The sequence below is a fragment of the Nonlabens agnitus genome, from assembly GCF_002994045.1.
Taxonomy (GTDB): domain Bacteria; phylum Bacteroidota; class Bacteroidia; order Flavobacteriales; family Flavobacteriaceae; genus Nonlabens; species Nonlabens agnitus.
In genome coordinates this window covers 1,136,005-1,147,237 of sequence record NZ_MQUC01000003.1, presented here as the reverse complement: position 1 = coordinate 1,147,237, position 11,233 = coordinate 1,136,005, and the positions used below count along the sequence as shown (strand labels likewise).

Annotated in this window: 12 protein-coding genes; 8 read left to right on the top strand and 4 right to left on the bottom strand. The window is 39.5% G+C overall.

Going from position 1 to position 11,233, the window contains the following annotated elements; translation table 11 throughout:
• Positions 1–8: 8 nt before the first annotated feature.
• The 4 genes from BST86_RS05290 to porX all read right to left on the bottom strand — a co-directional run bounded on the left by BST86_RS05290 (position 9) and on the right by porX (position 3,970).
• The gene (locus BST86_RS05290; RefSeq protein ID WP_055412818.1) at positions 9–1,208 is read right to left on the bottom strand and encodes an alanine dehydrogenase; all 1,200 of its coding nucleotides are present in this window, start codon (positions 1,206–1,208) and stop codon (positions 9–11) included.
• A 33-nt stretch (positions 1,209–1,241) separates the two neighbouring features.
• Positions 1,242–1,733 (bottom strand): hypothetical protein, encoded by a 492-nt coding sequence (locus BST86_RS05285; RefSeq protein WP_105982361.1) that lies wholly within the window; start codon positions 1,731–1,733, stop codon positions 1,242–1,244.
• A 275-nt stretch (positions 1,734–2,008) separates the two neighbouring features.
• Entirely contained in the window at positions 2,009–2,419 is a 411-nt protein-coding gene (gene tsaE, locus BST86_RS05280) for a tRNA (adenosine(37)-N6)-threonylcarbamoyltransferase complex ATPase subunit type 1 TsaE (RefSeq protein ID WP_105982360.1), read from the bottom strand.
• Entirely contained in the window at positions 2,420–3,970 is a 1,551-nt protein-coding gene (porX, locus tag BST86_RS05275; protein ID WP_105982359.1) for a T9SS response regulator signal transducer PorX, read from the bottom strand. It abuts the gene before it with no gap.
• 31 nt (positions 3,971–4,001) lie between these two features.
• On the opposite strand from porX, the gene BST86_RS05270 reads away from it, so the two are divergent.
• From BST86_RS05270 to sucD, 8 genes are read left to right on the top strand one after another with little or no spacing between them, the layout of a single operon-like run.
• On the top strand, positions 4,002–5,219 hold the full coding sequence (locus BST86_RS05270) for an HD domain-containing protein (protein ID WP_105983950.1): 1,218 nt from the start codon (positions 4,002–4,004) through the stop codon (positions 5,217–5,219).
• A 23-nt stretch (positions 5,220–5,242) separates the two neighbouring features.
• On the top strand, positions 5,243–6,262 hold the full coding sequence (gene lpxD, locus BST86_RS05265; RefSeq protein ID WP_105982358.1) for a UDP-3-O-(3-hydroxymyristoyl)glucosamine N-acyltransferase: 1,020 nt from the start codon (positions 5,243–5,245) through the stop codon (positions 6,260–6,262).
• Positions 6,263–7,663, top strand: coding sequence for a bifunctional UDP-3-O-[3-hydroxymyristoyl] N-acetylglucosamine deacetylase/3-hydroxyacyl-ACP dehydratase (locus BST86_RS05260; protein ID WP_105982357.1), 1,401 nt, complete (start codon positions 6,263–6,265; stop codon positions 7,661–7,663). It abuts the gene before it with no gap.
• The gene (gene lpxA / locus BST86_RS05255) at positions 7,663–8,448 is read left to right on the top strand and encodes an acyl-ACP--UDP-N-acetylglucosamine O-acyltransferase (RefSeq protein WP_055412812.1); all 786 of its coding nucleotides are present in this window, start codon (positions 7,663–7,665) and stop codon (positions 8,446–8,448) included. The genes BST86_RS05260 and lpxA overlap by 1 nt, the downstream gene beginning before the upstream one ends.
• Before the next feature lie 3 nt (positions 8,449–8,451).
• Positions 8,452–9,018: an elongation factor P gene (gene efp / locus BST86_RS05250; RefSeq protein ID WP_055412811.1), complete on the top strand. Its 567-nt coding sequence runs from the start codon at positions 8,452–8,454 to the stop codon at positions 9,016–9,018.
• Positions 9,019–9,948 (top strand): UDP-3-O-(3-hydroxymyristoyl)glucosamine N-acyltransferase, encoded by a 930-nt coding sequence (locus BST86_RS05245; RefSeq protein ID WP_105982356.1) that lies wholly within the window; start codon positions 9,019–9,021, stop codon positions 9,946–9,948.
• A 1-nt stretch (position 9,949) separates the two neighbouring features.
• A complete protein-coding gene (locus BST86_RS05240) occupies positions 9,950–10,321 on the top strand; it encodes a nuclear transport factor 2 family protein (RefSeq protein ID WP_055412809.1) in 372 nt (123 codons plus the stop codon).
• Positions 10,322–10,355: 34 nt separating this feature from the next.
• Positions 10,356–11,231 carry a succinate--CoA ligase subunit alpha gene (sucD, locus tag BST86_RS05235; RefSeq protein ID WP_105982355.1) on the top strand — a complete coding sequence of 292 codons (876 nt, stop codon included), beginning with the start codon at positions 10,356–10,358 and terminating at the stop codon, positions 11,229–11,231.
• Positions 11,232–11,233 lie beyond the last annotated feature (2 nt).

The window sequence follows — 11,233 nt, the reverse complement described above, 5'->3', positions numbered from 1 at the left end:
AAGTTTGCTTAAAAGATAAGCAAATTTACATCGCTACAAGGTAAGTTATACCACTCACCAACTGATTTGTTGGTATTAATACCATGATACATGTAAATACCATTTTTAAGTCCTTTATCCATTCTTATGGAATGTTCAATACCGCCATCATCTGCGATATTTAATATATAAGGAGTAAAAATGTTGCTCAATGAGATGGATGCGGTTTTAGAATATCGTGATGGCAAATTGGGAACGCAATAATGCGTCACGCCGTACTTTACAAAAGTTGGATTTTCATGCGTTGTGAGTTCGCTCGTCTCAAAACAACCGCCCATGTCAATACTTACATCAATAATGACAGAACCAATTTTCATGTTCTCTACCATGGTTTGGGATACTACCACAGGTGCGCGGTTTTTCCCTGACAGTGCTGCTATGACCACATCACAACGTCGCAAAGCTTTGGAGAGATATTTGGGTTGAAGAGTACTTGTAAAAATGGATTGGCTAACGTTGTCTTTGACTTTTCTTAAGTTAGAAATAGAGTTGTCAAAGACTTTTACATTGGCCCCAAGACCCAAGGCAGTTCTTATGGCAAACTCGCCTACGGTTCCTGCACCCATGATTACCACATCAACTGGTGGTACTCCTGTAATATTACCGAACAATTGCCCAGTACGATTAGGGCCGCTACTCAATAATTCTGAGGCGATAAGAACAGAAGCTACACCTGAAATTTCGCTTAAAGCCGCAGTTGCTATATAGTGACCATCATCATCTTGAATAAATTCAAACGCAAGTGCGGTTATTTTTTTGGCAGCAAGTTTTTCAAAATACTCTTTATTTCTTGTTTTAAGCTGAAGAGCGCTGATCAAAACGGTTTGAGGTTTGATCATTTTGATTTCCTCCATTGAAGGTGGTGCCACCTTTAGAATAGTAGGGCAGGAGAAGACTTTTTTAGTGTCTGAAGTAAGCTCTGCACCAGAATTTAGATATTCGTTATCAGTAAAGCTGCTTCCTAAACCAGCTCCTTTTTCAATGATGATGCGATGTCCATGTGCCGTGAGTGCCGCAACCGCGTCTGGCGTGAGGCAAATTCGTTTTTCAACCTGTTGGTCTTCTTTGGGAATCCCAATAAAAAGCTCCTTTTTAGTGCGTTGAATCTCTAGACGTTCCTCTTGAGGAATCAACTGATCTTTAGTAAATGGATTGAGAATGTGACTCATAACACGTTTTATGCAGTCAGCAAGTTAGAATAATTACTTGAAAAATCTATCGCTAGGTTTCTTGACGTAGTTTTCAATTTCTGAAATATCGATGCCGTGAACTTTATCAAAGACCTTTGTCCTAGCAAGATAAGACATAGATAAACAAGCAACTACAACAGGAACTATAAAACCTAGCTCTTCGCCCTTATCCATAAATTTGACATCATCATTCAATGCCTGAATTAATTGATAACCATACATCGCCGTAGGTATAAGAATACAATGATACCACCAATGTTTACAAGTTAAAAACCATATCATCAATAAATAGAAAGGTATAAACTTTCCAAAAATGGTCCAGACAGAGAGAACCGCATGTTCATAATGATTTGAAGTATATGTAAACAAAAAAGTGTCCCAAACCATACCGTCAGGGACAACTTCATAAGTATAAAAAAAGTATGGAGTAGTGGCCAAAATGACCGCAACTATACTACCCGTGAGTAGGTAATTTGATCCAGCTTTTATCGATTTCTTTTGCATTTATGTCTTCAGGAGCGAAAGATGTCGCTGCAGTTGCAGCTAAAGATACAGCAAAAAGTGAAACTAGGGCGATTGCTTTGAGTGATTTGTTGTTCATGATATTTGGTTTAAGTAATTAAAAAAAGGGTTTAAGTAAATAAGTGATATAAAACTAGGGTTGAAACCTCCTTTTTTTACTGCTATGAACGTATAATCGTCGAAATGATAGATATGTCGCTTAGAGAGCGTTTTTTATTAATTGTTTCAGTTTTAATATTAATAAATGGTAATAAACTTTATCGACGAACTACATCGCTGATATTTACAATTCTCGATGTGCTGTCAATTATTTTAATTTTAACAAACTGGAAATCAGAAATAATTGGAACAATTAGAGATGGCCATTCAATCAGTCTCAAGGAAGTTGAATCAAAATATTCCTCGACACCAATATCGTGTAGTTCGTCGATAGTATTGATTCTGTACAGGTCAAAGTGATAGATGTCTTTGTCCGTCCCACTATACTCATTGACTATATTATAGGTAGGAGAAGAAATGGCTTCGGTCACGCCTAGTTGTTTACAGATCGCTGTAATTAGAGTGGTCTTACCAGATCCCATGGGAGCTTCAAATAGGAGGTTATCACTTTTCGCAGAAGCGATAATATGAGAGGCAGCCTTATCGATGTCTTTAAGTTGGTATTCCATTTATCGAGGATTGAAGACGGCAAAGGGTATCAACATCTCTTCAAGGGAAACTCCACCATGCTGATACGTGTTCCTATAATAACTTACATAATGGTTGTAATTGTTGGGATAGGCAAAGAATAGGTCACCTTTTGCAAATATGAAGCTGCTGCTCATATTAATTTTAGGGAGACCTATGGTTGATGGGTCTGTTGCTGCTATCACATCCTTATCTTCATAAGATAAACTGCGACCGGTTTTATACCTTAAATTGAGACTTGTGTTTTTATCGCCTATGACTTTGCTGGGCGTGGTGACATTGATAGTACCGTGATCTGTGGTTAGTACGAGTTTCATTCCCAACTCTGCACCACGCTGGATCATCTCTAGTAATGGCGAATTCTTGAACCAGCTCACAGTAAGTGATCGATAGGACTTATCTGTACTGGCGAGATCCTTAATTACTTCCATCTCTGTTTTTGAGTGGGAAAGCATGTCGACAAAATTATATACGATGACCGTTAGGTCGTTATCTTTTTGAGTTTTGAAGCTTTCGGCTAGTTTGCGTCCATTTTGTTCATTAGTGATCTTATGGTATTGATGCTTAATGTTAAGACCCAATCGCTTGAGTTGTGCTTCAAGAAAATCGTTTTCATGCATATTTTTCCCACCATCGTCTGTATCGTTAAGCCAATAGTTGGGATGCCTCTTTTCCATGTCCGCAGGCATTAATCCAGAAAATATGGCGTTGCGAGCGTATTGAGTCGCCGTAGGAAGGATGGAGCAGTAAGTTTCCTCCTGGACTTTTTTATAATTATTGTTGATGATATTCTCAAACATCTTGAATTGATCATACCTCATGTTATCTACGACCACAAACAGAACTGGTTCTTTTTCCTGTAATAGAGGAACAACTCTTTTTTTAAAGAGTTGATGGCTTAAAACCGGCGCGTCCTCTTCATCTTCAAACCATTGCTTGTAGTTTTTGTCAATAAATTTGCAAAACTGTTGATTGGCTTCTGTCTTTTGAGCTGTTAGGATCTCAAACATCCCTGAATCGTCTACATTCTCGAGTTCGAGTTCCCAAAAAAGCAATCGCTGATACATTTGCGTCCACTCTTCATAGCTATTGATCATCGACAAATCCATAGCGATCTTGCGAAATTCGCGCTGGTAATCTGACGTGGTCTTTGCATTGACCAATCTAGAGTGGTCCAAATTCTTTTTTAGAGATAATAGGATCTGGTTTGGGTTCACGGGTTTAATAAGGTAATCAGCAATCTTGGAACCTATGGCCTCTTCCATAATGTATTCTTCTTCGCTTTTAGTGATCATGATCACGGGAAGATTGGCTTGTTTTTCTTTGATCTCGTGCAAGGTTTCAAGACCGGTCAATCCTGGCATATTCTCGTCTAGAAGGACAATGTCATACAATTCTTCTTCAATAGCTTCCAGTGCCTCAGTTCCAGATACTCTTGTATCCACTTCATATCCTTTGTTTTTAAGAAATATGATGTGAGGTTTTAAAAGATCTACCTCGTCATCTACCCATAGTATTTTGATCGTCGTCATATCTGTATATTTGTTGAAACGCTTGCATCTATTGAAACAGCAGAACAAACTTAAAATATTAAACGATCCTATCTATGGATTTATTTCCGTCCCCAACAACGAGATATTTGAGTTAATTGAGCACCCTTACTTTCAAAGGCTGCGTCGCATTACCCAGATGGGTCTAAGTTATCTGGTATATCCTGGAGCCAACCATACTAGATTTCACCATGCAATAGGTTGTATGCATCTTATGCAAAAAGCGGTTCAAGTGCTTAGATCAAAGTCGGTTAGCATCAGTGAAGTAGAAGAAAACGCATTATATAAAGCCATATTATTGCACGATTTAGGTCATGGTCCATTTTCCCACGCGTTGGAGAATTTGATCGTACCTGGAAGACATCATGAGGAGTTATCGTTGCTTTTTATGGAGGATCTCAACCGTCAGTTTAACGGAAGTTTAACCACTGCCATCCAAATATTCAAAGGTGAGTACGACAGGCCATTCATGCTAGAATTGGTATCGAGTCAGCTGGATATGGACCGGCTGGATTATTTGAGAAGGGACAGCTTTTATACGGGTGTTGCAGAAGGTAATATCAATAGCCAGCGACTTATTGCCATGCTCAATGTCAAGGACGATAGACTGGTGGTGGAGGAAAAAGCACTGTACAGTGTAGAGAGTTTTTTATCCAATCGCAGATTGATGTACTGGCAAGTCTACCTGCACAAGACAGGCATAGGCGCAGAACACCTGCTTCAAAGTGTCTTCAAGCGCATTGCAGAACTCATACAGCGAGATGTCGTTGTAGAAATACCACAAACCCTTCGTTATTTTTTGAAAAATGACACCAATGCTACTAAAGACTTACTGGAAGCTTTTGCCATGATTGATGACAGCGACGTCATCCAGTTACTCAAAATAAACATGAGTTCTTCAGATTTCGTTCTTAGCGAGTTATGCAAAATGATCATCAATAGGCAGTTGTTGAAAATCAAGATTGTCGATAAGCCTGTCTCCACCAACAAATTGAAAAGTAAAATCGAGAAGCTCAAAAAATCCTACAACCTCACGAGTGAAGAGGCTGGCTATTTCATATTTAATGGGACTATTAGTGTTTCCGCTTACGCGAAAGCGAATCCTATTCTAATCCTCAACAAAAAAGGAAAGTTAGAGGAATTAACTGACGCTACTAACGAGCAGAGTTTTGAGGCCTTAACCAAAGTAGTGACCAAATATTACTATTGCTATCCAAAGATTCAAGATTGATTTAAATTAGTATTTTTGCTGGAATGAAATTCAAAGCGCAACAAATTGCTGATATCCTCGAGGGCACCGTAGATGGTGACCCAAATATTGAGGTTCACAAATTGTCAAAAATAGAAGAAGGATCTGCGGGTAGCTTAAGCTTTTTGTCAAATCCTAAGTATAACTCGTATCTATACTCTACTAAGGCTTCTGCAGTGATAGTAAATCAAGATTTTCAAGCAGAAAATGAAGTTTCATCAACTCTTATAAGAGTTAAGGATTCCTACAAAGCTTTTTCAAAATTACTGGAATTTTACCAAGCTGCAAAACTCAATAAAAATGGTATTGAGCAGCCTAGCTTTATACATGATAGCGCCAGTCATCTTGATGGTTTCTACTTGGGCGCATTTAGCTACATAGCTGAGAATGTGAAAATTGGTAAAAACGTAAAGATATTTTCTAACGTTCACATCTCAGAAAATGTAAGTATAGGTGACAATTGCGTGATTTACTCTGGTGCAAAAATTATGTCTGAGTCTATCATAGGGAATCAGGTGATAATTAACTCTGGTTGTGTCATAGGTGCAGACGGTTTTGGATTTTCACCCAATGAGGATGGAAGTTATTCCAAAGTTCCACAGATAGGCAATGTCATCATTGAAGACAATGTTGACATTGGTGCTTTAACAACTATCGATAGAGCTACCTTAGGTAGTACGGTTATAAGGAAAGGTGTGAAGTTGGATAACCAGATTCAGGTGGCGCATAACGTAGAGATTGGTGAGAACACCGTTATTGCATCGCAAACTGGAATCGCGGGCAGCAGTAAAATAGGCAAGAATTGTAGAATAGGTGGACAAGTAGGAATTGCCGGTCACCTTACTATAGGTGATAATGTAGGTATACAAGCCCAATCAGGAATAGGTAAAAACATCAAATCAGGTTCCAACATTCAAGGATCACCTGCGTTTGAATATGGAGACTGGAATAGATCTTATGTCAATTTCAAAAACCTCCCGAAACTAGAAAAGAGAATTACACAGTTAGAGAAAAATCACGCATAAATGACGGCAACAGAATTTAAGCAAACTACCATTGAAAAAGAGGTGTCGCTTAGTGGCGTAGGCCTGCATACGGGAAAATCCGTAAAACTTAATTTTAAACCTGCACCAGCAGATCATGGTTATGCCTTTCAAAGAATTGATTTAGAAGGACAACCTATCATTGAAGCTCTTGCTAATTATGTTACCGATACAAAAAGAGGGACAACGCTGGATAAAAATGGTGTGCAGATCAATACGTGCGAGCATGTACTTGCAGCTCTTGTAGGATTGGAAATTGACAATTGCTTGATAGAAATTGATAGCTCCGAGCCACCTATTATGGATGGTTCTTCAAAATTTTTCGTGGAAGCATTAGAAAAAGCTGGAAAAGTAGAGCTTGACGTGATGCGTAAAGAGTTTGTGGTTAAAGAGGTGATCTCTTACAAAGATGAAGAAACAGGTAGCGAGATTCTTCTCATGCCAGCCGATTCTTATCAAATCACTACCATGGTCGATTTTGGGACTAAAGTTTTGGGAACCCAAAATGCCACCTTACAAAAGATCTCCAATTTTAAAGATGATATTGCGAGTTCGAGAACCTTCAGTTTCTTACATGAGATTGAAATGCTATTGGAGCACGGCCTGATCCAAGGTGGCGACCTCAATAATGCGATCGTATATGTCGATAAGGAATTGTCTCAAAAAACCATGGACAATCTCAAGAAAGCATTCAACAAGGATAACATATCGGTTAAGCCTAATGGGATCTTGGATAACTTGACATTACATCATCCAAATGAGGCCGCTAGACATAAGTTGTTGGATGTTATAGGCGACTTGGCATTGGTAGGTTATAGAATACGAGGTAAGGTTATCGCTACTAAACCTGGTCATTTTATAAATACACAGTTCGCTAAAAAACTTTCCAAGCTTATCAAAAAAGAAATCAGGGACAATGTCCCTCAAGTAGATATTCATCAGGAACCATTGATGGATACAGTGAGAATTATGGAAGTTCTGCCACACAGACCTCCATTCCTTTTAGTAGATAAAATTTTCAAGTTGACTGATACTGAAGTTATAGGCTTGAAAAATGTCACTATGAACGAGCCGTTTTTTGTAGGTCATTTTCCAGGACAACCAGTAATGCCAGGTGTTCTCATTGTTGAGGCTATGGCACAAAATGGTGGTATTTTAGTCTTGAGTACCGTACCTGATCCTGAGAATTACCTCACGTTTTTCATGAAAATGGATAATGTAAAATTCAAAAGAAAGGTTTCTCCGGGTGATACACTAATTTTTAAAGCAGAGCTCATAAGCCCCATTCGTAGAGGAATCGCTCACATGCAAGCCTATGCTTATGCAAATGGAGTATTATGTGCAGAGGCTGAACTCATGGCCCAAATCTCTAAAGTCAAATAATGAACCAACCCTTAGCATACGTACATCCAGGAGCTAAAATTGCCAAAAATGTCGTGATAGAACCTTTCACTACCATTCACAATGATGTTATCATTGGTGAAGGTTCGTGGATTGGTTCCAATGTGACCATTATGGAAGGCGCTCGTATAGGAAAGAACGTCAGTATTTTCCCTGGAGCAGTGATATCTGCCATCCCTCAAGACAAGAAGTTTGACGATGAGGATACACAGACCATCATAGGTGATGGGACTACTATAAGGGAATGCGTCACCATTAATAGAGGTACTTCTGATAGGATGAAAACCATCATCGGTAAAAACTGCTGGATCATGGCCTATTGCCATATTGCGCACGATTGTATCGTTGGTGACAATTGCATTTTTTCAAACAACAGCACGCTCGCTGGGCATATTACGGTAGGTGATTATGTGGTGCTAGCTGGAATGGCTGCTGTACAGCAATTTTGTCAAGTAGGTAGTCATGCATTTGTAACGGGTGGATCCTTGGTTCGTAAGGATGTTCCTCCATTTGTAAAAGCTGGCCGTGAACCTTTGAGCTACGTTGGGATCAATAGTGTAGGTTTGCGCCGCCGTGGATTTGAATTGGAAAAAATTCGTGAGATACAAGATATTTTCAGAATACTGTATCAAAAAAACTACAATGTAACCCAAGCGGTAGAGATCATCGAGGCAGAAATGAGTGCAACCACAGAACGTGACGAAATATTAGAATTTATTAAGAACTCAAAACGAGGTATCATGAGAGGATACGTCGGTAGTAACTAACATATGGCATCAACAAGCGACATTAGAAAAGGATTGTGCATTAGGTACAACAACGACATTTATAAAATCATAGAGTTTCTTCACGTGAAGCCAGGTAAAGGACCGGCATTCGTGAGAACCAAGCTTAAAAGCGTGACGTCAGGAAAAGTGCTGGACAATACTTTTTCTGCTGGACACAAAATTGAAGACATTAGAGTCGAGTCCCAAAAATTTCAATATCTCTACAATGATGGTGAATTCTATCATTTCATGAATACAGACGATTATTCACAAATCAGATTGTTGGAGAGCTCTCTGGATACACCAGAGCTTTTGAAAGAAGGTGAGAATGTGACGATCCAGATCAATACAGAGGATAACTCGCCACTTTCCGTAGACATGCCTCAATACGTAGTGCTTGAAGTAACGGCTACAGAGCCTGGGCTTAAGGGTAACACGGCGACAAATGCTACAAAACCAGCTACTGTAGAGACTGGTGCAACGGTAAACGTACCTTTGTTTATCAATGAAGGTGACATCATCCGTATTGATACAGAGAAAGGCTCGTACCAGGAGCGCATGAAGCAATAATTGAAGTTCTCAACTACATACACATTAAGCGAAATAGCATCCATTTTGGGATGCGATTTTGTGGGTGCTCCAGATTTTCCTGTGACTGGCATGAATGAAATTCATGTGGTGACTCCAGGCGACATTGTTTTTGTGGACCATCCCAAATATTACGATAAAGCCCTAAACAGTGCCGCTACCATCATTTTGATCAATAAAAAAGTAGACTGTCCGGAAGGCAAGGCGCTGCTTATATCAGATGACCCATTTCGGGATTTCAATGTGCTTACTAAGAAATTTAGACCTTTTATCGCTTTCGCGAAAGCGAACCAACCAGCCTACAAAATTGGTAAAAATAGTATCGTGCAACCTAACGTCTTCATTGCAGATGGCGTTGAAATAGGCGATAACTGTGTCATTCATAGCAATGTCTCCATCAATAACGATTGTATAATTGGTGATAATGTGATCATACATTCTGGAACCGTCATTGGTACTGATGCGTTTTACTACAAAAGACGACCAGATGGATACGACAAGCTATTAAGCAACGGTCGTGTTATTATAGAGGACAATGTGGAAATAGGGGCACTTTGTACCATTGATCGCGGCGTAAGCGGTGATACGACGATAGGTTATGGTTCAAAAATCGACAATCAAGTTCATATAGGTCACGATACTGTTTTAGGTAAACATGTCTTGATCGCCAGTCAGGTGGGTATATCGGGTTGCGTGGTTATTGAAGATGATGCTAAATTATGGGGTCAAGCCGGTGTTCGCAGCGATGTAACGATAGGTAAAGGAGCAGAGGTTTTTGCCCAAAGCGGTATTTCCAAGGATGTCCCTTCGGGAAGTAGTGTTTTTGGTAGTCCAGCAGGAAATTCCAAAGAAAAGTTTAAAGAGTTGGCTGCTGTTCGTATGCTGCCTAACTTTATGAAAAATAACAAATAAGATGTCAGCAGCGGCAAAAAAGTTAGTAACCTCGTTCTTTGAATCAGACGCCTTCAAACAAAAGGAAGTTTACGAGCAATATATTCACAGTGATCTACAGGTGTACTGGCATTCCAGTACAGGCTACAACGTCTATGATTTCACTAGTTATTGGGAATTAATTGAGTCTGCATCATTATCTTATGAAAGTTTGAGATATGATGTGAGCCATATTTTAAGTGAGAAGGATGAAGTTGCCGTGCGGTACACATTATATACAAGAACTATTGAAAATCCTGGTGAAGAAGTTCCCATAGGATATTTTATAAGCATCTGGAAGATTGAAGATGGAAAGTTGAAAACTTGCCATCAAACCAGTCACCCAGCTATTTAATTAAATAATAATACTCAACTCAAAAAACATATAAATGAGCGTTTTAGTAAACAAGGATTCTAAAATAATTGTTCAAGGATTCACGGGTAGTGAAGGAACATTCCACGCAGGTCAGATGATCCAGTATGGAACTAACGTCGTAGGTGGTGTAACGCCTGGAAAAGGTGGACAAACACATTTAGACAAGCCTGTTTTCAATACCGTACAAGAAGCTGTGGAAAAAGCAGGTGCAGATGTGACCATCATTTTTGTCCCGCCAGCATTTGCTGCAGATGCGATCATGGAAGCTGCTGATGCAGGTATCAAAGTAATCATCGCTATTACTGAAGGTATTCCAGTGGCAGACATGGTAAAAGCGGCTGACTATATCAAAAATAAAGATTGCCGTCTTGTAGGTCCTAACTGTCCAGGTGTGATCACTCCAGGTGAAGCAAAAGTTGGTATCATGCCAGGTTTTGTATTTAAAAAAGGTAAAGTTGGTATCGTTTCTAAATCTGGAACGCTAACATATGAGGCTTCTGACCAAGTAGTAAAACAAGGATACGGAATCTCTACCGCGATAGGAATAGGTGGTGACCCTATCATAGGTACGACTACCAAAGAAGCTGTCGAGCTGTTCATGAACGACCCAGAAACCGAAGCTATCGTTATGATAGGTGAGATAGGTGGTCAATTGGAAGCAGATGCTGCAAAATGGATCAAAGAAAACGGCAACAAAAAACCAGTTATAGGTTTTATCGCTGGAGAAACGGCGCCTGCTGGTAGAACCATGGGTCATGCTGGTGCGATCGTTGGTGGTTCTGAAGATACCGCTCAAGCTAAAAAGAAAATTATGAGAGAATGTGGTATTCACGTAGTAGATTCTCCAGCAGAAATAGGCAAAAAAGTAGCAGAGGTACTTTCTAAGTAATC